The 21,957-nt window shown below is 57.7% G+C and carries 23 protein-coding genes; 8 read left to right on the top strand and 15 right to left on the bottom strand.

The features are described 5' to 3' along the window. The first annotated feature begins 110 nt into the window (after window positions 1-110). Window positions 111-1,586 (top strand): glycine-rich domain-containing protein, encoded by a 1,476-nt coding sequence (locus ACZ5IL_RS14355; protein WP_464592448.1) that lies wholly within the window; start codon window positions 111-113, stop codon window positions 1,584-1,586. A gap of 161 nt (window positions 1,587-1,747) precedes the next feature. Here the strand turns inward: ACZ5IL_RS14355 and ACZ5IL_RS14350 are convergent, their stop codons facing one another. Beyond that, a complete protein-coding gene (locus ACZ5IL_RS14350; RefSeq protein ID WP_464596911.1) occupies window positions 1,748-2,164 on the bottom strand; it encodes a WbuC family cupin fold metalloprotein in 417 nt (138 codons plus the stop codon). A 583-nt stretch (window positions 2,165-2,747) separates the two neighbouring features. Between ACZ5IL_RS14350 and ACZ5IL_RS14345 the strand changes: the two genes are divergently transcribed. Next, window positions 2,748-3,674 (top strand): DUF2189 domain-containing protein, encoded by a 927-nt coding sequence (locus tag ACZ5IL_RS14345; protein WP_464592446.1) that lies wholly within the window; start codon window positions 2,748-2,750, stop codon window positions 3,672-3,674. 133 nt (window positions 3,675-3,807) lie between these two features. Here the strand turns inward: ACZ5IL_RS14345 and ACZ5IL_RS14340 are convergent, their stop codons facing one another. Then, a complete protein-coding gene (locus tag ACZ5IL_RS14340; protein ID WP_464592445.1) occupies window positions 3,808-4,044 on the bottom strand; it encodes a hypothetical protein in 237 nt (78 codons plus the stop codon). After that, a complete protein-coding gene (locus ACZ5IL_RS14335; protein WP_464592443.1) occupies window positions 4,037-4,354 on the bottom strand; it encodes a hypothetical protein in 318 nt (105 codons plus the stop codon). Before ACZ5IL_RS14335 ends, ACZ5IL_RS14340 begins: the two co-directional genes overlap by 8 nt. A 59-nt stretch (window positions 4,355-4,413) precedes the next feature. On the opposite strand from ACZ5IL_RS14335, the gene ACZ5IL_RS14330 reads away from it, so the two are divergent. After that, complete coding sequence (locus tag ACZ5IL_RS14330; protein ID WP_464592441.1) at window positions 4,414-4,770, top strand: LysE family translocator; 357 nt, start codon at window positions 4,414-4,416, stop codon at window positions 4,768-4,770. Here ACZ5IL_RS14330 and ACZ5IL_RS14325 read toward each other — a convergent pair. The 4 genes from ACZ5IL_RS14325 to ACZ5IL_RS14310 form a co-directional block, all read right to left on the bottom strand. Beyond that, a protein-coding gene (locus ACZ5IL_RS14325) for an IS3 family transposase (RefSeq protein WP_464592339.1) occupies window positions 4,767-5,935 on the bottom strand; the annotation gives its coding sequence in 2 pieces (ribosomal slippage) (window positions 4,767-5,671 and window positions 5,671-5,935; 1,170 coding nt in all). The two genes, ACZ5IL_RS14330 and ACZ5IL_RS14325, sit on opposite strands and share 4 nt — an antisense overlap. Window positions 5,936-6,212: 277 nt before the next feature. Then, entirely contained in the window at window positions 6,213-6,383 is a 171-nt protein-coding gene (locus ACZ5IL_RS14320) for a hypothetical protein (RefSeq protein WP_464592439.1), read from the bottom strand. A 259-nt stretch (window positions 6,384-6,642) separates the two neighbouring features. Continuing rightward, window positions 6,643-7,131, bottom strand: a complete 489-nt coding sequence (locus ACZ5IL_RS14315) for a hypothetical protein (protein ID WP_464592437.1) — start codon at window positions 7,129-7,131, stop codon at window positions 6,643-6,645. 18 nt (window positions 7,132-7,149) lie between these two features. Then, window positions 7,150-7,950, bottom strand: a complete 801-nt coding sequence (locus ACZ5IL_RS14310; RefSeq protein ID WP_464592435.1) for a thermonuclease family protein — start codon at window positions 7,948-7,950, stop codon at window positions 7,150-7,152. Between the two features lie 315 nt (window positions 7,951-8,265). Between ACZ5IL_RS14310 and ACZ5IL_RS14305 the strand changes: the two genes are divergently transcribed. Further along, window positions 8,266-8,826, top strand: a complete 561-nt coding sequence (locus ACZ5IL_RS14305; protein WP_464592433.1) for a hypothetical protein — start codon at window positions 8,266-8,268, stop codon at window positions 8,824-8,826. Window positions 8,827-8,903: 77 nt separating this feature from the next. Here ACZ5IL_RS14305 and ACZ5IL_RS14300 read toward each other — a convergent pair whose 3' ends face one another. Beyond that, complete coding sequence (locus ACZ5IL_RS14300; RefSeq protein ID WP_464592431.1) at window positions 8,904-9,986, bottom strand: tyrosine-type recombinase/integrase; 1,083 nt, start codon at window positions 9,984-9,986, stop codon at window positions 8,904-8,906. A gap of 253 nt (window positions 9,987-10,239) precedes the next feature. Between ACZ5IL_RS14300 and ACZ5IL_RS14295 the strand changes: the two genes are divergently transcribed. Next, window positions 10,240-10,758 carry a hypothetical protein gene (locus tag ACZ5IL_RS14295; RefSeq protein WP_464592429.1) on the top strand — a complete coding sequence of 173 codons (519 nt, stop codon included), beginning with the start codon at window positions 10,240-10,242 and terminating at the stop codon, window positions 10,756-10,758. Window positions 10,759-11,432: 674 nt separating this feature from the next. Here ACZ5IL_RS14295 and ACZ5IL_RS14290 read toward each other — a convergent pair. From ACZ5IL_RS14290 to ACZ5IL_RS14270, 5 genes are all read right to left on the bottom strand, one after another. Then, window positions 11,433-11,840 (bottom strand): hypothetical protein, encoded by a 408-nt coding sequence (locus tag ACZ5IL_RS14290; protein WP_464592427.1) that lies wholly within the window; start codon window positions 11,838-11,840, stop codon window positions 11,433-11,435. A gap of 189 nt (window positions 11,841-12,029) precedes the next feature. Then, on the bottom strand, window positions 12,030-13,673 hold the full coding sequence (locus ACZ5IL_RS14285) for a DUF3987 domain-containing protein (RefSeq protein WP_464592425.1): 1,644 nt from the start codon (window positions 13,671-13,673) through the stop codon (window positions 12,030-12,032). Then, window positions 13,594-14,589 carry a bifunctional DNA primase/polymerase gene (locus ACZ5IL_RS14280; protein WP_464592423.1) on the bottom strand — a complete coding sequence of 332 codons (996 nt, stop codon included), beginning with the start codon at window positions 14,587-14,589 and terminating at the stop codon, window positions 13,594-13,596. Before ACZ5IL_RS14280 ends, ACZ5IL_RS14285 begins: the two co-directional genes overlap by 80 nt. Window positions 14,590-14,725: 136 nt before the next feature. After that, window positions 14,726-14,854 (bottom strand): hypothetical protein, encoded by a 129-nt coding sequence (locus ACZ5IL_RS14275; protein WP_464596910.1) that lies wholly within the window; start codon window positions 14,852-14,854, stop codon window positions 14,726-14,728. A gap of 273 nt (window positions 14,855-15,127) precedes the next feature. Continuing rightward, a complete protein-coding gene (locus ACZ5IL_RS14270; RefSeq protein WP_464592421.1) occupies window positions 15,128-16,402 on the bottom strand; it encodes a tyrosine-type recombinase/integrase in 1,275 nt (424 codons plus the stop codon). A 576-nt stretch (window positions 16,403-16,978) separates the two neighbouring features. On the opposite strand from ACZ5IL_RS14270, the gene ACZ5IL_RS14265 reads away from it, so the two are divergent. Next, window positions 16,979-17,302, top strand: a complete 324-nt coding sequence (locus tag ACZ5IL_RS14265; protein ID WP_464592419.1) for a hypothetical protein — start codon at window positions 16,979-16,981, stop codon at window positions 17,300-17,302. A gap of 493 nt (window positions 17,303-17,795) precedes the next feature. Here ACZ5IL_RS14265 and ACZ5IL_RS14260 read toward each other — a convergent pair whose 3' ends face one another. Then, window positions 17,796-18,128, bottom strand: coding sequence for a hypothetical protein (locus ACZ5IL_RS14260; RefSeq protein WP_425909402.1), 333 nt, complete (start codon window positions 18,126-18,128; stop codon window positions 17,796-17,798). 486 nt (window positions 18,129-18,614) lie between these two features. Between ACZ5IL_RS14260 and ACZ5IL_RS14255 the strand changes: the two genes are divergently transcribed. Continuing rightward, window positions 18,615-18,965 carry a hypothetical protein gene (locus ACZ5IL_RS14255; protein ID WP_079446617.1) on the top strand — a complete coding sequence of 117 codons (351 nt, stop codon included), beginning with the start codon at window positions 18,615-18,617 and terminating at the stop codon, window positions 18,963-18,965. A 268-nt stretch (window positions 18,966-19,233) separates the two neighbouring features. Here ACZ5IL_RS14255 and ACZ5IL_RS14250 read toward each other — a convergent pair whose 3' ends face one another. Beyond that, on the bottom strand, window positions 19,234-19,593 hold the full coding sequence (locus ACZ5IL_RS14250) for a hypothetical protein (RefSeq protein ID WP_464592416.1): 360 nt from the start codon (window positions 19,591-19,593) through the stop codon (window positions 19,234-19,236). A gap of 464 nt (window positions 19,594-20,057) precedes the next feature. Here ACZ5IL_RS14250 and ACZ5IL_RS14245 point away from each other — a divergent pair, with 464 nt between their 5' ends. After that, complete coding sequence (locus tag ACZ5IL_RS14245; RefSeq protein ID WP_464592414.1) at window positions 20,058-21,869, top strand: carbamoyltransferase family protein; 1,812 nt, start codon at window positions 20,058-20,060, stop codon at window positions 21,867-21,869. Window positions 21,870-21,957 lie beyond the last annotated feature (88 nt).

The following is a 21,957-nucleotide window of genomic DNA, read 5'->3' as shown; positions in this document are numbered from 1 at the left end:
AGCACAATGCGCTTCCAACTCTCCTCATTCATGATAGTATAGTGGCTGGGTGACACAGCTGCTCCGCCGGCAGCACTGCGCTAGACGCGCCTTTCAAAAGTGTCGCCGGCATGCCCTATCCGACAAAATACACTCGCCAGTACGATTTCCAGAGCTATCAGGTCAGCAATCCGACCCGGCCGTTGCCTGGCAACCAGGTCAACGTCGATTTGAACGCGGTCAAGCAGTCTTTGGCCGAAACAATCGATTTCTTGAAAACGTCGATCCGCGCCGATGGCCGACTGGCCAACGGCAGCGTTGGCGTCAACCAGTTGGACGCGACGTTCAATCTTGGTTTCAGTCTTCCGACGATGTGGGAGCCGGGCGTCGACTACACGACCGACAGCACCGTCCTCTATGACAACAAGTTCTATATTGCGAACGTCGCGCACACGTCGACCGATGGCTTCGACGAGAGCAAGTGGGATCTGATCGTTGATTTTGGCGAGCAGGCGACGGCTGCGGCGGCATCTGCTTCCGCGGCCTTGGCTTCGCAGAACGCAGCATCGAGCTCGGCGTCGACAGCTACGACGCAAGCCGGCAACGCTTCCACCAGCGCCACCGCAGCGTCTAACTCCGCAACGGCCGCTTCTGGCTCCGCCACGACGGCGTCCACCCAGGCGACCAACGCTTCGAACAGCGCGACAGCAGCGAGCGGCAGCGCTGCTGCGGCTGCTGCATCGTTCGACAGCTTCGACGATCGTTACCTCGGCGCGAAGGCGGCAGACCCGACTCTTGACAACGATGGTGACGGCTTGCTTACCGGGGCACTCTACTGGAGCACGACTGAGAGTGCACTGAAAGTCTACGATGGCGCCGACTGGCAGTTGTTTTCGCCGACCGCCGGGGACATGCTCAAGTCGAATAATTTGAGCGATGTGGCCAACGCGACAACTGCGCTCGCTAATCTCGGTGGCCTTAGCGCCAGAGGTTCTCAGACTTTTACATCTTCAGGCACCTTCACGACTCCTGCCAATTCGAAAACATCAACCGTTTACCACTATCGCATTCAAGCTGGCGGCGGCGGTGGCGGATCAAATGGCGCTGCTGCTGGTGCAGGCGGCGGGGGAAATGGCGCTTATGCTGAAGGTACTTTTACCGGCGTAGCTCCTTCAACAGGAATCACCGTTACAGTCGGAACTGCAGGAGCAGCTGGCGCAAGCTCAGGCACGGCTGGCACGGCAGGCACCACCTCGTTGATTGGTAGCCCAGTATCCATTTCGTGCAGCGGCGGCGCTGGCGCTTTAGGATCAACTTCAGCCGTGACGGCAGGCGGTGCTGGTGGGACAGTCACAGGAAGTCCGAATATCGTTTCGATAGCAGGACGGGTCGGCAGTCCCGGAGTCGCGGCGGCAGCATCAATAGCTGGCGGCGATGGTTCTAGCTCGATGTTTGGAAATGGCGGCATTGGTGGTCGCGTCGGAGCTAGCGCGGCGGCGCTGTCAGCAGCTACCGGTTATGGCGCAGGCGGTGGCGGCGGCACTGGTGCCACTGGTGCAGGCAGCGCCGGAACGGCAGGTATCGTGATTATAGATTGGGTGCTTTAAATCTCCCGCCTGCTATCCAAGTTTCCTTGCGCCATTTCGTCTAGTTCTCCGCTAAGCAACCGAACGAAAGCGCTTCCAACACTCTAGCGAGAGCATTGAACACCGGGTATTGAGATTCCACGATAGAGAACTGGGGTAGGCGGCGCTGCACGAGTGCGATGTCAAGGGCGCCATCGATCTCCAATTCTAGCGGAGGTTAGCCAACTCGCTGCTCGTCCCGCATCTGGCGAATGCTCGGTGGGATATCGTTCATGAAACTCCGCAACTCGAAACGGCCCCGGTTTGATCTCGAGCATGAGCGCCGAAGACGTCATGGCGATGACCGTATGCCATGCCCCTGCAGTGATTTGCGAGATCGGTATCGATCCTGCGGTGAGTTCGATTCTGTCAGCGACATGGCCGTCATGGGAGAACAACAGCACGACAAGCGTTCCTCGCATCGGGACAATCATTTCCCACTGCTCAGGATGCCGATGTGGTCGCATATAGGTGCCTTGATCGAAAGCAACGAGCAACCGTTGGGTCGGATCAGCATGACTTTCGTGGAGGAGAAGGTGTGATCGCCTGCGCGGAGACATTTTCGCGTCGCTGAGAAGCCTGTCGCAAGTACTGGTTTCGACTGACGCGAATCCGTCGACGTTGGTTGTCCAATCGGAGAACTTCATCAAGTCTACCCAAATCCATGATTGTGACAGCCGGATTGGCAGATCAGGCTATGTGGCTTCACGGCGTCCGTTTTATCGGGAGCGTGATGCAATCAAGATAATCGGCTCACCATTAAAGACTTTCGATGAGGCCGAAGTTGCCTATGAGGCGATGCTAAAACACTTGATGAGTGCCGCGGCGGGGGCTTGTGACCGACCAGGCTAGGACAAAAACCCGCCGGCAAGGGAGACCCACCGGCGGGTCTTTGGTCGGAGATCCGCAGCCAATCCCGGATGAACCTAGCCGCGCACCCCATCCGAACAAATATTAACCGATGCATCCCGCAGCACAAACTCACTGAAGAGTGAAGCAACCAACATCAGACATCGGGATTAGGATTACCTCACAGGTCACGGCAAGATCAGTGGTTGCGCTCTCGCGTCTGGTCTTGATCGTGATCGTTTCCGAAGGGGCGAACTCGCCAGAGATCGACCCCGCGAAAGGGAGACAACGAACATGGCCAGTTATCCTGTTGACATCACGTCACACTCGGGAATGGCCGGTGCAGACGGACCTGTGGTCCGTCACATCGGTTCCTCCGACCTTCTTGACGCCTTGCGGCTGGGCTGGGAAGACTTCAAGGCGGTTCCCAGCCACGCCATCGTCCTTTGCGTTATCTATCCCATAATCGGAATTCTGCTGTGGCGTATGGTGCTCGGCTACTCGGTCTTGCCGATGCTGGTTCCGATCGCCGCAGGCTTTGCCCTGATCGGGCCATTTGCGGCGCTAGGACTTTATGAACTGAGCTATCGGCGCGAGCTCGGCCAGGAAGCCTCCGCCTGGCATGCGTTTGGAGTGCTACGGGCACCGTCGTTTGGGTCGATGCTTGGGCTGGGCGCGCTGTTGTTTGCTATCTTTGTCGCTTGGGTGGTATCGGCGCACGCGATTTACGTGTCCACCTTCGGTAACACCCCGGCAGCGGCAATTCCCGATTTCTTCACGCAGGTCTTCACCACGTCCGAGGGCTGGCGCATGATCATGATCGGCGTCGGCGTCGGGTTCCTGTTCGCGGCCGTCGCGCTTTGCATCAGCATTGTATCGTTCCCGCTGATGCTTCATCAACACGCCGACATGACCGATGCCATTCAGACGTCGATGCGCATGGTGGCGAAGAATCCAATCGCAGCCGTGGAATGGGGTCTGATAGTTGCTGTCTTGCTGACGCTCGGGTCGATTCCCTTCTTCCTCGGTCTCACGATCGTCATGCCGCTTCTGGGTCATGCGACGTGGCATCTCTATCGCAAAGCGATCGAGAGCCCGTTGATGTCGTCATCGCACGAGCCCGAGCAAATTGAGAGAGAAAAGCGCTACGCGGCCGATTTCCCGTCGGTCTTGTTGCCCCCTTACGGGCGCAAGCACCGGTTCTTCGATAGTTCGGATTGATGGAAAAAGGTTCGCTCTCGCAAGGCCGTCTCGATGGAAATCGAGGCGGCCGGCGCGCGCGGATCGCTCAACACAGACTCCAACCGATTATCGTCTTCAAATAGTCTTGGAAAACCCCGCTCCGGCGGGGTTTCTATTCCGGCCGCAAATGCGCTTCGATCAACTCACGAGCTGTTTCGTAGACATGTTGCACAGCAGGATCGGCACCCTGTTGCATTTCAAGCAACATCAGGGCGTTTTCATAAATCTCAGTGGCATCTTGCTGAGTCAGGACGCCGCGATTGACCAGCGCAGGAATGAGCGACGCAAGCAGCGATGACGAAACCAATTCGGACGCGGCAACAGATTCGAGCGGGTCAAGGTCAGGCACTTTTCGCCTCCAGGGTTGCGGCTCCGCTGATGCATTGACGTGGGTTTTCTAAGTGGGGCTGCCAATTACCGAGTTTGATGTCCGTCAGCATGAGCTTACCGTTATCCACGCTGATCGAGCGGCGCTCTGCAAGCAACGTCAAATCATCGCTCGATGGCGCGAGCAGCTTGCGCCCCGCTCGGATGTCACGCAATACCCAACAAAGTCTGATCGCGGTATCAATGGGGAGGTCGTCCTCTGCCCTCGCTTTCAAAGCGTGGCGCAAAGAGCTATCAGCGGACAATGTTGGATAGCCCGATAATCCTGCCATCGACGCTCGCGTCGTTTCTGCTCACGTCATTTCTGATCGAAATGACGCCAGGGCCAAACATGACATATCTGGCATTGGTTTCTGCGAGCGACGGAAGGCGCGCGGGATTCGCTACTGTTTTAGGTGTAGCGATCGGATTGGCAGTTGTCGGTGCGATCGCTGCAATTGGTGTCGCGGAATTGATCCAGGCATCAACTCTGCTTTACGAGGTGTTGCGTTGGGCAGGCGTTCTTTTCCTACTGTATCTGGCTTGGGATGGTTGGAAGACGCCGAGCACTAGTTCGGCCAACAGCCGGGTCGCAAAGGGCAGGTACTTTCTACGGGGTCTCGTTACGAACCTGCTTAATCCGAAGGCCGGGGTGTTTTACGTAGCGGTAGTGGCCTGCCCCTATGAGGTGGTCCGGTTTCAGTCTTAATGCATAATCGGCTTTTCGGCCATTGCTTGCGCTGCTGGCGGAAGCGATCCGGCTGGCTTTGAAGGCCAGGCGATGGCCTCTGGCGCCGGCGGTTTATATCCGAGCGATGAGTGTGGTCGCTCGGTGTTGTAGTAGCGCCGCCATGCCTCGATGATGACCTTGGCCTCGGCGAGGCTGTAGAAGATCTCACTGTTGAGCAGTTCGTCGCGAAGCTTCGAGTTGAAGCTCTCGCAGTAGCCGTTCTCCCAAGGGCTTCCGGGCTCGATGAACGCGGTCTTGGCGCCGACAGCTGCAATCCACTCTCGCACTGCCTTGGCGATGAACTCCGGCCCGTTATCAGAACGAACGTGGCCGGGCACGCCGCGTAGGATGAACAGGTCCGACAAGACGTCGATGACGTCGGTCGAGTTGAGCTTGCGATCAATCCGGATCGCCAGACATTCTCTGGTGAACTCGTCGATGATGTTGAGCATGCGGAACTTCCTGCCATTGTGGGTCCGGCCCTCGACGAAGTCATAGGACCAAACATGGTTTGGATGCTCGGGCCGAAGCCGGACGCACGATCCGTCATTCAGCCAGAGTCTGCCTCTCTTCGGTTGTTTCTGAGGAACCTTCAGCCCCTCCCGCCGCCAGATACGCTCGACACGCTTGGCATTCACCGTCCAACCCTCGGACCGCAGCATCGCCGTGATCCTGCGATAGCCATAGCGGCCGTAGCGTAAGGCCAGACTGATGATGTCGGTCGTCAATGCCTCTTCATCCGGTCGGCTTTGCGGCTTCTTGCGCTGGGTCGAGCGATGCTGGCCCAGAACCTTGCAGGCAAAGCGCTCCGAGACGGAGAACTTCACCATGACATGGTCGACGCAGCGGCGACGGCGGGAAGGGCTCAGAAGTTTCCCGAGGCAGCCTCTTTCAGGATCAGCTTCTCGAGCGTCAGGTCCGACACTGCCTTGCGCAGCCGGTCGTTCTCTTTCTCAAGCTCTTTCAAGCGCTTTACCTGATCGCCCTTCAGGCCACCAAACTCCTTGCGCCACCGGTAATACGTGAACTGCGTCACGCCGATCGAACGAACCGCTTCGCCAACCGATCTGCCTTGTGAAAGCAAAACATCGACCTGGCGCAGCTTCGCGACGATCTCTTCCGCCTTGTGCTTCTTCTGGGGCATTCCAATGTCCTCTCTAACGGCTAATAGCCTAATTCAGGGAGGACCACTTTTCAGGGGGCAGACCAATTCAAGAAAATGGTGCTCTGAAACGAGGCCAAATGCCCGAAGCCTTGCGGGTCTACATGGAGGAAGGATAATGATCTCCAACTCGCGCTGCTACATGATCTCAGGCAAGCACTAATGGATTCGACCTTTGTGATGCGGCGGTTGCCGCTTCGACGCCTGCATCCCGCCGATTCGGCGTTATTCGATATAACAGCCGCTCTGGCGGGGCTTTCTATTTGTCCTTGCTCGAGGTCCCGTCCAGCCAGTCTTGCTCCTCGGCAAGGGCCAGCCAGGCATCCTGCATTCGCCTGTAGCGGTTCTTCGACGGAAAATCCTTCGCCTCGTCGGCGAGCTCACCGCAATTGCGGGCATTTTCTCTGTACTGTTCTGATTTGGTCAACATGAGCCGCTCCGGCTGGGCTTCTATCTGGGGCTGCCAATCGCTGAATATCCGGCTTCCGTCAGGACATGCTTATCGTCATCCACGGTGACCAAACCGAGCTCTGCAAGCGATCTCAAATCATCGCTCGGTGACGCGAGCAGCTTTAAGCGACCCGCTCGAATGCCTCTCAGCATCCAGCGAAGCCTTATCGCGGTATCGATGGGAAGATCGTGGAGCGAGCTTGGCTCTGCGTCAGGTTGGTCCTTGCTGTCGACATCACTCATCGCATCCTCTTGCGCCTCCTCGGCAAGGTTTTGTTCACGAGCGTTAGGGTCATCTCGAAGTTCTTCCGCAGCGCGTCTACATCTTCGCTGTCCTTTGCCGCCTGCGCCAGCGTTTTAATGTTCTTCAGAGCTGCGACCAGATTCGTAACCTGCTTCTGCATGGTGGGGTCGCCGACGTCGCCTCCATCGCTTTGGCCCATTGCGTCCGGCTGCCTCGGTTCCAAACGCAGCGCTGGAGGAGTTTCCATACTCTGTGCGGAAACGATACTTTGATGAGGAGTGCATATTCCGCGCATAACGCGCTGTTTTACGTATGGAGGAACGAGGCTGGTGTCGCCGCTCGTCTTGAGCCACTGATTAAAAACATCGGCATACTCAGCAGCGATCTTTTCTTCAGCGGCATAGCAGGCCTGTAAGTCATCATAGACCAGATTTGTTTGAATTGGCGTCGTCCCCATCGCCATCATGACCAATGCCCATTTCATCGCTGGGCTTCCTCCCTATCAACGCTTCAGCGCCCTGCATCCGGCGGCTTCAGCTTCTTGCTCAGAGCAGAACCAACGCCGATCTAGCTTATCCATTTTCATCTTCGCGTACCACCGATCACCGGAGAGGTGATAGATACACTTGCCGTGGCTCACACCGGCCTTGATGGTGCAGGCTCGATCCGGTGCTTCCTGCGACGACACCGCTCCGAGCAAGAGTTCTTGAGCGTTAGCTGGTACCGATGCTGCTCCGAGAATAACGGTCTGTTTGCTGCGTGATCGCCAGTTCCAAGGGGCGATAAATGCGCCGGCCCATATTCCGGCTTTGGCATCGTGGGCCTTCGCCTCATCACCGATATAGCGGTGGGAATATTTTACGAAGGCGAGCGCCCATCCATACCGGACCATCCATTGATTGATGTTCTGGCCGGGAATTGAGCATGACGCGAGAAAACGATCGTAGCGATCCTTGCCAGACACATTGCAAAACCACGGCCGGTTCTTGGCGAAAGTCGTAAGTGCGTCCCGCGCGGCGATGCCGCACGCCCATTTCTCACCCTTGGCATCCAGACACAACTGCTCCGTCTCCGGCGCGTCGATACCCAGAAGTCTGATCTTCTTTTCACCAATCTCAACGGTATCGCCGTCTACAATGCGCGGCTTGCCTAGGATAGTTTCAGCGTGGGTTGAGAGGCTGGCTAAAAAGAGCAATCCCGCCAAACTAGTGGCGGCGACCATGTGTGAGAGGGTGAACATAGGTGTCGGTCGCTGGTGAACGAATGAAACTTTAGAAGGCGCGCGCACTGGAGCGCCGAGCACCAGAAAATTTAAGAAAGCCGAGTCGACTCCGGCAATGGCAGTCTTTGAAATGTCCCGACGTCTCGTGCATCAAAGTCTCCTGTTACCTATAACGGGTTTCTTTCCGCTCCGGCTTTTAACGGGTATCGGACCGCCCGATGAGGGGAAATCCGTCGACCGGGTGAGCAAGGCAGGAAGCGCTGACCGAATCGCTTCGGGGACCACTATGTTGACACCGCGAGGTGTAAATACCGCCCGAGCGGTAAGAACCGCAGGTCTCATTCGAACCAATGCGAGGCTTCAGCGTTGCCTTTCGCGATGCATCGGGAGGCGACCATGGCGGCAAGGGAACGGATTTTTTTCTCGGGTGTAGCAACAGCAGCCCTGCTGATTGGAATTGGATTTGGCGGTGGCATATTGCTTGGACGAGCCGCGCTCGAACCTGTTCAGCAGGCGTCTCAACCCAAGTTGGCGGCGAAATCACTTCCCCCCGCAAGAGTTGTTCTGCCAGCGCCTACGGAAATGGCGCCGAGTCCCCCCGCGTCGGCATCGGCGCCCCTCGTACAGGCAGCAATTACAACCACTCTCGAGCCACAACCGACATCTCCACACGATCATTCTCACGTTACTTCGGTAAATGGCACTGAAAGCGCAAGACAGGCAGAGCACCGGCGGGAAGCTGAAAAGAAGGCCGAGGCTGCCGAACGCCGTAAGAAGGCCGCCGAACGCGACCGCCATAAGCGATACGTAGAGAAGAAGGCGCAGCAAGAAGCAGCGCTCGAGCAGCAAGCACAAGAACAACGCCAACAGGCACGTAAACCCGCGGGACCGTTTGGCTTGTTAGCTTTCGATGACGGCGCCGAACCGGTGAGGCCGACTAGCTTCTTCGGCAATTGATTCCCTGCCGCAGTCAGCGGCGGTCGGCGACTTGCGAAGCTCCCCCCACTTCGGTGACGACTCCCAAGGCTGGAGCTTCACGCGTCTTCTAACTGGTCCAGCTTCTTGCCTAAACTCTCGCAGCTATGGTGGCCGTACACGCGCTCAACCGTCGCGGTCGTATCGCCGAGCAGCTTTGCGACATCGTAGATCGAGACGCCGGCCTGGAGCAGGTGAGTGGCCCGCGTGTGCCGCAGGATGTGCGGAAAGCCTTTGGCGGCGAGGCCCAGCCGCTTCAGATGCCGATTGAACGGCACATAAAAGTCCTTCTTCGATAACAGACGTTCGCTTGGGCCACGGCCGGCGGTAAGGCGGGTTAGCACCGGAAGCAGAGGGCGAAGGATTGGCGTGATTGGCTTGCGCTTCTTTGAGCGGCGCTGCTTCGCGGTAGCATTGTCCGGTTGAAGATGGATATGGCCGCCGTCGAAATCCACTTGGCCCGCTGTCAGGTTCTCGATCGCGCCCCGGCGCGCACCCGTGTAATAGGCGAGGGTAATGAAATCCTTCAACTCGCCTTCGGCGGTCTCGTGGGCCAATTTAAATTCGGCCTTGGTGAGATAGACAGTTCGAGATGGCGGCTCTGGCGGCGCCTCAATCAGAGGCATGTCGCTGTGACAGATCAACTCGTGTTTGAGGGCGTAGCGCGCCGCGGTGCGCAGGATCAGGAGCTCGCGGCGGATCGAACCATCGCGGCCAATGAACGTGGAGCGCCTGCGAAGAGCGGGCCGCACCTGGCCAGCCCGGCGGGCATCTACGTAAGCAGCGCAGGCTTGGAGCCGGATCCGGTTCAGCGGCGTGTCTTTGAAGAACATCTCGATATAGGGACGTGCGGAGCGCGGCCGCTTCACATCGATACATTCGCGGTCTATGCGCTGAGTGATGTAGAAGTCCACAATCTTGGTGACGGTGACGTGCGTGACATTCATGCCACGAGGCTTCTCCGCTGGAGTCGCCCGCCACTTAGCGAGATAACGCTCAAACATGTGGTACGCGTCGGCAAGATCTTTGGTGTTTAGGCTACAGCGGCGCGTCTGACGGGCGCGCTTATCGTACCAGTGAACGTACCAAATTCCATTCGATCGTTTGGCGATCCACGGCAGTTCACGAAGCTGTCGTCCCATTTGTTGCTCCTGTGGTTGGGAGCATCAGGTCGCGTCAACTTATGGCCGTCAGTCAATCTTGGATTTGCGCGGTGTTTTCGCGCCGATAAAGTCAACAAAATTTCGATGCTCGTTGAATGCGATCGTTCGGGGGATGTCGTTTTTGTTGGTTTTAGCGGTGCTGTGGATAGTTTTTTGGGTGAGAGAAAAATGCACAAAGTCTTGTGCGCTTTGATTCGCTGTCACTCGCTGTCGTTATGGGATACGCTGCGCCATGCCGAAAGGAATTCTAGATCTCATCGCGAAACTTCCGCCGATCGATTTCGCAGCGCTGGCTGAACGGAAGCGCGACGCATGTCGGTGGACGAAGAAAGGCGACAAGCGACCGCGCGCAGATGTCGAGAAAGCAATGGCTGCTCGAGCCGCGAACGTGCGGCGGCGGCAGGAGGAGGCGAGCGCGCGGCAATGGGTTGCTATTGAAGCTGACCGGCGCCCGGCAAGGGAGCGTTTTATCGACGCGCGTATTCTGTGCGCGATGGAGCCAGGGCATTGGTACGCCCGCGTCGATATCCGGGATTTGAGCGGGGCGAAGTACGACAGCGTGAAGGCTAGGGTAATGCTTTATGTGAAACGCGGGTGGGTCGAGCGCGCGGAAAACCCGGTGTATGAGCCGACGGTGTACCAGGCGGGAGTGTCGATCGATTGGCAGCGTCGTGGGTGCGATATTAGGTGGCTATACAGGTTGACACCGGCCGGAGAGGCAAAACGCGCCAGCGTGTCGTTTATGGCTTGATACGGCGTTTTTAATGGAGGCTCGGATGCGGTTGGGTGCGGCTGCGGTTTTGGGAGCGGTGTTCTTGATTGGCGCAGCGAAGGCCGAGACGGTTATCTTTGCACCTGGGGATTTAGGGGCGTGGGCGAAGTTGTCGGATGATGCGGTTACCGCGGGTGTCAGCCAGATAAGGGCGCGCTGCACGTGGGAGGTCAACCGCATGGTGATTTTGAGCGGGGGCATTCCACCTGGTGACCGGGAGCGCTTATATTCGTCCTGTGTATCGGCGGCGGGGCTCGTTGTATATTCCCCACAACAGTTTCGCGCGGCGGCGGACGCCTGGAAGGCGAAGAACCCCGGGCGCAAGGCCCGGGGGGTGGCGGTAGATCAATAGCTATCGACGATGCGTTGCAACGTGCTGCGCATACTTCTGGCTATTCGAACGGAACGAACAAATCATAGCAAGCGGTCAGGCTCCGCGGAAAACCGCTAGAATCGCGGGGTACATGCGTCTCAGTTTTAGCCGTGAACCCCGCTAATCGGGAAACAGAGACCGCAGCCTTTTGTCGTTTTGTCGCTTCAAGCCGCCGTAAGTTCGCCTCAAGTTCGCGCAAGGCGGTGAAAGGCTTCGGTGGCTACGGGCCAAGGCTTCAACCTAACCGGAGCACCGTTCGAGACCTGTGAAGTGTCGGCCTTCAGTCGAGGAAGGAGGGGCGCGGCGGTTCTGGCATCTCTGCGGGCTGCTGTAGGCGCATCCGCTGCGCTACGGGCCTCTTGGGCGCCTTGCTTACCTTGCTGGGACGACTCTTGCTCCACGGGGCTGGCTTGGCCCACCAGGGCATCTCTGCGATCGGGATAGGTGGCTTGTCGTTATTCACCCAGACACCGGGCCGTCGGTGTCGCTCGCAGCGCCGCGCAAGCTGCCTGCTGCGCCAGTTGCTTTTTGTCGCCTTGGCTATGAAGGGTTGGCCGCAGGTCGCGCATAAGGCATCAAAGCGAACAAGGTCGATGCACGTGCCGAACCGAGTGATGTACTCGGACGTGGCTTCGCGACGCCGGAAGACCTGCCAGCCGATCTGAACTTTCTTCGGGAGTTCAGCCATGGGCGATCCTCCCGTGGGAAATACTATAAAAGCGACATGCGAGACTGGTTTTTGCGGATTCGAACTGAAAATTGTCACCGCTGTCACTTAAGGCAAGCTGGGAAGAAAGGAACAGCCAGAGGAGGGGATATAAAAGAAGAAAGAACACGTATTCTTTTCGCGCGTAAGTGACAGCGGTGACAGTGCTCATTAAAGATTCCCTCTGGCTGAACGAATTTCCGAAACGGTCGTGGCGATTTCGGCCTTCACCGCCGCCCGCCGTTCCGTTTCGTCGTGCTTGATGGCTGCGAAGCGGCCGTCATGCACCGCGGGGTTGATCTTCCACTTTCCTTGAGTTTCGTTCGCAATCTTCACCCAGTCCTGCATGGCCAGCGTTGCCATCACGGCGCGCAGCTTCGCTTTATGTTGCGATCCGCGGAGAGAGCGATAGGCGCGGCCAATTTCGCGGGCTGTGATGGTCTGGAGATCGCGGGTGAGTATGTAGCCCGCAACCCAGCGCACTTCCTCGTCATCGGTCCCCCTGGCCATGACGGTGCTGTAAACGTAGGCCGTATGAGGGTATAGGAACTCCTCGATATAGCGCCGGGCGCGGCGCGCGGTTTCGAGCGAAACAATGCCGGCTGGCGGTTTCTCCAACGCGGGGTCGACGCTGGAAGCCCATTCGATCAAATGAAAGGCCAGACAATACCTTCCGAACTCATTCGGTGTTTTGTCGAGCCAGGTTTTGAGTCCAAACGCGATGTCCGACCGACGAATTTCCTGATCTCTGAAATCTTCAATGCGCGCGAGTTCCGACATGGCATCGGGCGCCAGGCGGTAATCGTGCGATTCGAGATCGGCGAGGGCCATTGCCACGCGGCTGATGGACTTGTTCAGCCGAACGTCGTCCGCAAAGTCCTCACCCCTTCCGGTTCGTTCGATCGCGATCAATGCAAAGCGCTGTAGCAAACCGTCGTCTGTCAGTTCAGGGGCGATCTTCGCCAGTTTTGCGTCCTGGATGGTGCCGGCGATCGACACGGCAAGTGAAGGTATGAATAAGGTGCCGGTTGCCTTGCGGTCGATCGCGTACGGCCCGCCGTCTTTGGCTTGAAGAAAGAAAGGCCGATCTTTGCCGCCCCTCGCGCGATAGGCGTCCATACTGTTGATGAATCCGGCGAGCTCGTCTGAGTGCAAAAGCACAGGGGCCGCGGTGCCGTCGGCCGCAAGTACGGCTCCGATGGCCTCGGTGGTCGCGTCATTGACAATTTTTCGGCGGAGATGGGGCTTGGGCTGAAGCGGATCCTCGCAAAAGACGTCAGCCGTGTCTGCCAGATCAGAATCCGGTTTCGCCTTGATATCCGACGGCCGCGTTCGCCTTCGCTTGACGTCGCCGGAGCTGAATTCGTTGGCCTCGCATGCCTTCTTGAAATCGGCGCGCCACTCGGCCTCGACAGCCTTCGGAAAAGCCATTGCGGCGCTCAGCGCCGGCGATTTTGCGGCGCCCGGATCTCCGGCAAGCGCGGTCCATAGAGTGCACTTCACCGACCAGGAATCGCTATATTGGCGAAGGTGGAGGTTGTTTTCGGCGGGCACCAAGCTGCCCAGCGTCGTAATGGCTGCTGCAGCCATGGCGCCCGGCGTTACGCCCAGGCGGCGCGCCCGGTCGTCGGCAAACCATTTGACGTAACTGGGAGCCACACCTCGCGGCAGCGCCCGCGGCGCGTTTTCACGTTCCCAAAGGTCCGCGGGGTCGTGCCAGTCGCTCGGCGCCGGCTTAGCGTCGACCCTCGACAGCGTCGAACTCGGCTTCGGCTGAGGCGATGCCCGGAGGCTCCTGGCCGTAGCGGTAAGCATTGGCCACCTTGACGGCGAGTTCGTCAGCATCCCAAGGCGGTTGCGCCTTGGTATCGTTCCAGAAATCCAGCATCAGTTCAGAGCACCGCCCTTGGCTGACACCGAAATCCTTGACCCGCATTGCCACTTTGAGTGTCTCGGCATCACCGCCGGCGCCTTCGATAGCTTCCGGGGCATGGCGAACGAGGTAGTCGGTTGCTCGTGCTATAGCCGCTTCTGAATCCAACTCGACGAGGGGAGTGTGGCCGTCCCCATTCCTCGTCGTCTTGCGATCATGGACTTTCGGCAGGAGATCGATCAGCCATTGCGGCGCTTCGGCGATCGGCAGGTCATTTTCGACCGTGTATTCGCCGATTCCTGTGGCCGAACCCGCGCCGACGATGTAGCCGGTACGGCCCGCGCGGATATCGATGTCAGGGAAGCCGACAATCTTGTTGGCGCATGTTTTGATAGTGGCGACGATTTGCGGCTGAGCCCTGTAAGTGAAGTGGTATCCACCGCTCGCCGATCGTTGCGTGTAGGTTAGAGGCAACCCCCCATAGATCGCCTCAAGCAACGCTAGCGACTTCGCACCCTGCTTTGCCGCCTTTGTGTCAACGTCAATCGAAATCAGATCATCGTTGAAGCATCCGACGTTTAGGTCAGGATACTCGGTCCATACCTTGCTGATCTGCGTTGAGTCAGACGATGCTTTTTCGGGCCAATTCTCGAGGAGCGGACGTTTGTCGTTCTGAATGACTGGAAAAACTCTGAAGCCGCGCCGTGCGAGGTCCAGCGCCGCGGCGAGGCGGATGTTTGTTTCGCCACTCAGGCGGTCGGGCTTTCGCGGATTGTTGGCGCTCCTCGTTACCAGTTCAGGATTTTTGACAAGGGGAGAACGTTGAACGCCATCGGCGTTCGTGATATTAATACTCATCGTACAAAAGACCTTTGATTGGCCTCGTCGACCTGCAAGTCGACGGGGTTTTTTATTTTGATCAATAGATTGGCTGCTGCCCCTACGTCCTGAGGCTACGACGCGCGTCGGCGGTCTCGCGTGCCGGTATCCCGGTTCAGGCGGCTCGTTCTGATGTCGAAGTGCGGGCGCGACTGCGCGCCCAACGGTCGAGCATTTCGCAATCGTAAACGACGCGCTTTTGCGAGACGCGCAGAAACGGCGGCCCATCGCCGCGCACCCGCATGCGTTCAAGCGTGACGTAAGATAGGTGAAGGCGGTCGGCCGCCTGCTTGGTGCTTAGAAACGGACTTTGCATTCCGCTGGCCTCATCTGAGTTGTGGAGCTGAGACGGCAACTTTCTCGACGGGATTGATCGAGATGGCGACTCTCTCAAAAACTCAATGGGCCAATACACAACGCGCCAACCATCAACCGCGATCATACTACACTTTTGAAAAACTTCAACGGTCGCCGGCCCGCTGCGGCTAGACGCAGCGAAGCAGGCGAGCCCCTAATCTTAAGCCCTGTTTTTGCGGGGTACGTTGCTTGCATCTACCAACGAGACAACTTCCGCGCCGTGAGAAAAATTTTCACCTAACGCTGTCGCGAGCTCCGCGCCGATCCTTTCAGCAGCTTTGCGAAGCGGATCATTGTCGAGATGCGCATATCGAGCCGTTGTCGACGGTTGCGAATGCCCGAGCAATTTCCCAACGATGGGAAGTCCTAAGCCGCTCCCGGCGCCGAAGCTCGCATAGGTGTGCCGCAGGTCGTGAAGCCGAACTGCCGAGAGTCCGGCGCGCTTCAGGATTGCAGCCCATGGGCGCTTAAGGTCAGATCGAGGCTTCTCAATATTGTCGCCTGGGATGACGTAGGGACCGACGCGGTCGAGTCCACTTAGCACCGCGAGGGCAGGGGCGTTCAGAATAACGGTTTTCTTACCCGTCTTGCTGTCCGGCAGGAATAACGCGGCTCGATTGAAATCGACGTATTCCCATTTCAGGGTCAAGATTTCGCCCAGCCGGCAGCCGGTCAGAATGAGCAGCCGGATTGCGGCCGCAGCTGATTTACTCACCTTGGTAGTTCGGACTGCTTTCGGGATATGCTTTGCTTTGGGCGAAGTTTCGTCGACGTCCCATTCCAGTCCGATCGTTTCTGCCTCACGAATCGCTTGGCCCAGTCGCTCGAGCTCCTCGATGCCGAGAAAACGCTCTCGGGCTGTTTCTTTGAAGCGCGCCACACGGCGAGCGGGATTGAGTCCTTCTGGGATCTCGCCCAGTCCAGAAGCAAAATTGTACACGGAGCTGAGCAGGGCCAGAGCTCGGTTCGCCGTCACGGCGTGACTAGCTAAGTCCGAATGCATCTTTTGCACTGCTGGCCGCTGCAGTCGATCTGCCTTGATCGTGCCGACCGCTGGCTTAATCACATTGTCGACGAGCATCCGGTAAAAATCCGCGGTACTGGTCTTCAGCTTTTTGCCGACGTGCTCCGTAAGAAATAGATCGGCCAGCTCGCCGACCGTCTTCGTGTTCCGCTCCTCGCGACGGTCAGCGGCAGGGTCTTTGCCGTGCGCAACTGCGCCGAGGATCTGTTTGGCACGAATCCGGGCGGCATCGGGTGCAATCTTCCCCACGGCACCGATCGTGTACCGACGAAATGGCGCGCGGCGGCCGGAGCCGGCGCGATAAACGACTATGAACGTCTTGGCACCGGTGGGTCGGACCCTGACCCCGAACCCGGGCAGTTTCGCGTCCCAAACGGCGTATTCTTTGCCGGTGACCGCCAGGCCGTCCACTAGGGACTTTGTAATTGTCTGGTCTCTCATTGTCTTAGCCTCCCAACCCCGGGGAAGCACCGGGGAACAACGCGGAGGCCAGTTGTTGACGGCTGATGTTGCACCCGCCCTAAATCCACGGGGCCGAAGGCGCCGTAATCTGCGGGGTTGACGGCCAATGATGGCTTATGAGATTGGACGGAAAGAGATTTGGGTACTGCAGGTCGTTGGTTCGAATCCAGCTGCCCCGACCATTTTTATATTTATCAAAATAAATCAATAACTTACGATGACTTTCGGATAGCAAAAATTGCAATCCGTAACAGCCCGGGGCAGTTTTCCGTAGCTTTGACCCGGTTCGGGGTTTGAAGCTCCCGACGTTTCAAGGCAACGAAGGGCAGAGCCGTCGCGAACTGAAGCAACGGCTGAACGCCGCTCAGAAGGAAGGGGCCGGGGAAGCAGCTTTGGATCAGTCCAAAGCGAATGAAGCCCATTCGCCGAGTGCGTGACCAAAGACGGGATCAAACTGGCCTTGGGCGAAACTGGACATCATCTGGCCTAAAAGCATCCGGGAAATAGCAGAGGAAGAATGGCCAAATGAGCAGTTGGACGCTTGTAGCCAAGAGGCCATCCAAAGGGGATGTGGCCGTTGATCTTACGGTCGACGGCGGTGATCCGCTGACACTGGGCTTAGTCGAAGCTGAGGGATTAGAAGCCGCATTGGGTAATGCGCTTACGAGCGTTAATGACGCGTCCGGCCGAATTTCATGCGTAAACGTAGGCGTGCAAATCGTCATCGCGGTCGATAAGACAGCGATAGCTACTCTTACGCATGACAAGGCAGAGCTGATGCGCAGCCAGTTGAAAGAGCTTCTGGCGGGCAACGGCACTGAATTTATCGATTCAGGTGCCGTCGAATAGACATGTGCTGAGGCTTGAGCAGATCATCCTGCGTCTTGATCCGGAAGATTGATCCGAGCGGGTTGCGGCCCGTTACTTTGGCCGCTGCAACTCCGGTGAATTGACCCACTTTATAGCGTTATCGGTCTGCCAGATTACCTTTAGCTTTGGGTGTCGCTCCAATTCCTGTGAAAGCCGACAAATCTTTTTGAGAGCACAAGCGACGGTTGTCGGAGTGATAGACTTGGAAGCATGGTCGGACATTTGTGATGCTCCACACGTTATTTCCATATAAATATAGCGTAGGCAACCTAAGGATGTCTAGGCGTAAAGCGTCGAGAAATAAGGATGCAATATTTCGTGATCATCCGCCGTCAGTGACCCGTGAGCTCCACGTGCAAGCCGACTATCGTATGGAAATAGCAGCTTCCGTCGCAAAGCGTATGAATGATCAATTTCGGGGAAATCAGGATAACCGTTTTGCCGACGCATGACGGCGCATCGCCCGCAACAGTCAATAATCAGGTGTGCCGCGCGGATTTTCCTTGGCCCAAGTCGTAATCGCTTCATTTGGAACGACAAGCGATGACGGGCTGCTGGGCGCGTAAAAGCTCTTTCCACTCTTCATAGAATAAGCGACGCCCCCCCAGACGGCCTCGTCATTCAAATGTATGCTTCCAACTTCTGGATTGATGTTGCTCACAGTTGTGATCTTGATTTCAAGGCGTCCATGTTGGCTGTTTCTAATCGCTGCTCGATCACCAATCTTGGCGTTGCGATAGTAGCACTCGATTTCTTCGGCCGTTTGATCCTGGCTCGGGTCAACATAGGTTCGGGGAGGAGACATATTTTAAGCAGCCTTCTGAGAGATTGTGGGTATGATCGCCTCAATGATCTTCTGGCGCTCACTCAACACACCTTGCGGCAACACACCATAGGTTCCTGCAGTCGTCGCTTTGGTGTGATCGAGTAGGGGGACGAACGGTTCATCCATATACCCACCCCGGCGGAAGGCATCGGCGGTGCTATGCCGGAAGCTAGGAAGTTCCGGCTCTTGTCCTCTTTGACGCCAATGTTCTTAAAGTAGCCCGCAAAGAAACGCGACGGCATTCGCGAATAAGGGTCGCTTTCCGTTCGTCACCGGACCACGGATAGAGTAGAGTTGCCCCGACCATCAATCGGTATCTCAGAGCAATTTCGATCGACGAAACCTCCCAGAAGGACCAGATGAGAGATGGGAAAGCCGAGACATGATAAGGGCTGTCGATTGGAGACGATCGATCCGGATCAGCGAGGCTGATGAGGCGTTCACGATGTTGGGAAGGACGAAACAATGAGCAGTTGGGTGCTAGGTGCTCGGAAGCCGCTCGAAGGCAACGGCATCGAGATCGACCTTGCGATTGATGGTGGCGATCCGCTCACGTTGGACGCGGTCGAAGCCGAGATTCTGGAAACTGGGTTGGGCAAAACACTCGCGGGCATTGATAACGCATCCGGCCGAATTTCATGCGTGAACGCAGCCACCCAAATCATCGTTGCAATCGATAAGATCACGGTTGCATCGCTGAGATATGAAAAGGCGGAGCTACTTCGCAGCCACCTAAAAGAACTTCTGGCAGGCAGAGGCACTGAATTTACCGATTCAGGCGCTGTCGAAGATCCGCTAGGTACTCCCGTTCCTTGATGAGGGAGATCGAACCAGACCTAGTTCGCGAAGGTGTTGAACGAACCACCGATGCGTGCGGATGATACCGGTTCGCGTGAAGAAAACGCGTCAGATTAAGATCTGAGAGCTCCGCCTTGATTCCATCAGAAGCGGAAAGGCTCCAAGGCGGCATGGATCGCATTCATGCGTCAGACACAGGCGACGCATACTTTGTCTTGAAAGCATCCGCTTTCAAAAAAAGGGGCACGCCAACCGGCGCACCCCGTTGATATTGCCTGAGCGACGATCAGTATGGGCAGATCGTGCGGCCCCAGCGCGGGCTAAAGTAGCACCCGCCATAGCCCATACCAGCGCCGTAGCCCAAGCCATAGCCTAAGCCGCCGTAGCCCAAGCCGCCGTAGCCCCAGCCGCGACCGCGACCCCAGCCGCCGCCACGACCCCAGCCGCCGCCACGACCCCAGCCGCCGCCGCGCCCACGGCCGCCGCCGCCGCGACCACCACCGCGCGCTTCCGCCGAGGTGGTCGATCCGGCGACCAGAACCGAGGACACGCCGGCAACGCTGATAAAGTACACGCCAACCATCGCCGCTGCCGCCAGGACGCGAGTGATGATGCTACGTTGCGCGCTCGAACTTTTTTGAATCATCAAGTGAATCTCCAACTCTGTTTGGCACCGTCGTGAAGCAGGCCTCGTATTCGGAACAACCATTGTCGCGAATATAAGGCAATCAGTTTGCCTTGGTTTGGTGCATGATAAAATAACATTTCCAACGAACTTGAGCGTTGCCGCTAATCGAGACCAGGGTCGGCTTCCGCTCAGTCAAGGGTCGGCAGCTAACGTGTTAGGGTTCACGCAACGATGGCGAAAAAGACGCGATACCACGATATAACAATCAATGGTTGTATATAACAACTTTTAGTTGCGCGCATCTTTAGTCCAAGTTTTCTGGTCGAGTCGTCGTGAACTTCCTGTGCCGCAGAAGCGACGCAAAAGGGCAGGCATAACGTGGCTCCCTTGATGGCGTCATGTTAGCCGCATCACCCCAGGTTGGGCTTCGCGAATACGAGGCGGCGCCCGAATCCTCCCTCGAGATTGCTCCGCAGAGGCTCATGTCAAAAAAGCACACCTATGTTCTCGGTCTCAACACCTATGATCACGACGTGAGCGCCTGCCTGCTTCGAGACGGCGCCGTTGCTTTCGCCATCGCCAAGGAACGGATCACGCGCGAAAAGCACGCCAGCGGATTCTTCAAGGAGGTCATTGACTATTGTCTAGCGGCCGAAGGCATCGGCATCGGCGACATCGATCTGGTGGTCCGCAATTGCTACATCCTTCCCGTTCCGGAAATGGAGGAGCGGCTGATCTATCAGGACATGCCGGGATTCCTTCCCTCAGAGGAACGCGCGGACGCGCACGACCATCCGTATTTCCGCTCGCGTTCCGACAAGGTGGTGTCGATCTCACACCATCTGGCGCACGCCTACAGCGCCTTTGCGGCCTGCCCGTTCGACGAGGGCGCGATCATGATCGTCGACGGCGTCGGCAGCTACCGTTCGGACGTGAGCGAGACCTATCCGGAAAGTGACACCGCATCGCCGCTCGCGCGCGAGTCGGAGAGCTACTACCAGTTCAGCGGCAAGTCGCTCGAATGCCTGAAGAAGGTCTGGATGGAGCCGGACCGCGGATTTTTCAGCGACGAATTCTACAACATGCCGGGCCTCGGTGCGCTCTACAGCCGCGCCTCGACTTATGTATTCGGCGACTGGAATAAATGCGGCGAGCTGATGGGGCTCGCACCGTACGGACGCCGCGAGCAGATCAAGTCGCTGATGGACATCACCGACAATCGTCTCACGGTCCCGCGCTGGTCGGCCGAATTTAACCAGCCCTACATCGCTGAAGGTGGCGGAAAATGGGACAGCAGCCCCTCCATGCGGCATTGGGAGGATCTTGCCTGGCGGGTGCAGGACGACACCGAAAAGGTGCTACTTGCGCGCGCCAACTGGTTGCGGGAAACCACGGGTGCGAAAAACCTCTGCATTGCCGGCGGCGTGGCGCTGAACTGCGTGGCCAATGGACGCGTCGCGCGGGAAGCCGGATTCGAGAACGTCTGGATTCAGCCAGCGGCGGGTGACGACGGCATCGCCATCGGCTGCGCTCTCTACGGTTGGCTCGAAGTGCAGAAGCAGCAGCGCGGCTTCGTGATGGAGCACGCCTATGTCGGTCGCGGTTATTCCGACGCCGAGGTCGAGGCCGCAACCCAGCGCTCGATCGTCAAGGTCCAGACGGCGGCAGTGAAAAGCTCAAATGTCTACGCCGAAACCGCGAAACTTCTGGCGGATCAGAAAGTCATCGGCTGGTTTCAGGGGCGTTCCGAGTTCGGCCCCCGCGCGCTCGGCAATCGCAGCCTGATCGCCGACCCGCGCAAGGCCGATATGAAGGATATCCTCAACAGCCGGGTCAAGCACCGTCAGCCGTTCCGCCCTTTCGCGCCCATCGTGTTGGCCGAGCGCATGACCGATGTCTTCGAGGGCGACGAGGATTCGCCGTTCATGCTGATCGCCAAGGCGGTTCGGCCGGAATGGCGCGACCGGATTCCGGCGGTGGTTCACGTCGACGGCACGGCGAGAGTGCAGACCGTGCGCGAGAGCACGAACCCCGCACTCTATCGGCTGCTGAAGGAATTCGAGGAGCTGACCGGCGTTCCCGTGCTGATCAATACATCATTCAACGTCAAGGGCGAACCGATCGTGGAGACACCGCGCGATGCCATGCGCTGTTTCCTGACCACGGGCATCGATCATCTGGTGTTACATGACACGGTGGTTTCCAAGACAGGCTTGCACCGGATCGTGGGACCGCTCGTCGGCGTCTACACCGACGTAGGCACCGTTGTCATGTCGAACCTCAGGCGAGCCTAAGGCCGGCGGCGCCATTGCGCCGCGAGAACACCAGATTGTCAGGCCGCGACATAACGATTATATCCGATGGTGTCCGCCGGCTTTTCTG

This window comes from Nitrobacter sp. CN101, from assembly GCF_055390255.1.
This window is presented reverse-complemented; position numbering and strand designations above follow the sequence as displayed.

Excerpts from the sequence above, each read along its gene's own strand:
- ACZ5IL_RS14250 (WP_464592416.1), bottom strand. The coding sequence starts at position 19,593 with ATGATTCAAAAAAGTTCGAGCGCGCAACGTAGCATCATCACTCGCGTC.
- ACZ5IL_RS14355 (WP_464592448.1), top strand. The coding sequence starts at position 111 with ATGCCCTATCCGACAAAATACACTCGCCAGTACGATTTCCAGAGCTAT.
- ACZ5IL_RS14335 (WP_464592443.1), bottom strand. The coding sequence starts at position 4,354 with ATGGCAGGATTATCGGGCTATCCAACATTGTCCGCTGATAGCTCTTTG.
- ACZ5IL_RS14300 (WP_464592431.1), bottom strand. The coding sequence starts at position 9,986 with ATGGGACGACAGCTTCGTGAACTGCCGTGGATCGCCAAACGATCGAAT.
- ACZ5IL_RS14275 (WP_464596910.1), bottom strand. The coding sequence starts at position 14,854 with ATGCGGGTGCGCGGCGATGGGCCGCCGTTTCTGCGCGTCTCGCAAAAG.
- ACZ5IL_RS14280 (WP_464592423.1), bottom strand. The coding sequence starts at position 14,589 with ATGAGTATTAATATCACGAACGCCGATGGCGTTCAACGTTCTCCCCTT.
- ACZ5IL_RS14265 (WP_464592419.1), top strand. The coding sequence starts at position 16,979 with ATGAGCAGTTGGACGCTTGTAGCCAAGAGGCCATCCAAAGGGGATGTG.
- ACZ5IL_RS14295 (WP_464592429.1), top strand. The coding sequence starts at position 10,240 with ATGCCGAAAGGAATTCTAGATCTCATCGCGAAACTTCCGCCGATCGAT.
- ACZ5IL_RS14345 (WP_464592446.1), top strand. The coding sequence starts at position 2,748 with ATGGCCAGTTATCCTGTTGACATCACGTCACACTCGGGAATGGCCGGT.
- ACZ5IL_RS14290 (WP_464592427.1), bottom strand. The coding sequence starts at position 11,840 with ATGGCTGAACTCCCGAAGAAAGTTCAGATCGGCTGGCAGGTCTTCCGG.
- ACZ5IL_RS14315 (WP_464592437.1), bottom strand. The coding sequence starts at position 7,131 with ATGAAATGGGCATTGGTCATGATGGCGATGGGGACGACGCCAATTCAA.
- ACZ5IL_RS14260 (WP_425909402.1), bottom strand. The coding sequence starts at position 18,128 with ATGTCTCCTCCCCGAACCTATGTTGACCCGAGCCAGGATCAAACGGCC.
- ACZ5IL_RS14245 (WP_464592414.1), top strand. The coding sequence starts at position 20,058 with ATGTCAAAAAAGCACACCTATGTTCTCGGTCTCAACACCTATGATCAC.
- ACZ5IL_RS14350 (WP_464596911.1), bottom strand. The coding sequence starts at position 2,164 with ATGTCTCCGCGCAGGCGATCACACCTTCTCCTCCACGAAAGTCATGCT.
- ACZ5IL_RS14305 (WP_464592433.1), top strand. The coding sequence starts at position 8,266 with ATGGCGGCAAGGGAACGGATTTTTTTCTCGGGTGTAGCAACAGCAGCC.
- ACZ5IL_RS14320 (WP_464592439.1), bottom strand. The coding sequence starts at position 6,383 with ATGTTGACCAAATCAGAACAGTACAGAGAAAATGCCCGCAATTGCGGT.
- ACZ5IL_RS14330 (WP_464592441.1), top strand. The coding sequence starts at position 4,414 with ATGACATATCTGGCATTGGTTTCTGCGAGCGACGGAAGGCGCGCGGGA.
- ACZ5IL_RS14255 (WP_079446617.1), top strand. The coding sequence starts at position 18,615 with ATGAGCAGTTGGGTGCTAGGTGCTCGGAAGCCGCTCGAAGGCAACGGC.
- ACZ5IL_RS14285 (WP_464592425.1), bottom strand. The coding sequence starts at position 13,673 with ATGCTTACCGCTACGGCCAGGAGCCTCCGGGCATCGCCTCAGCCGAAG.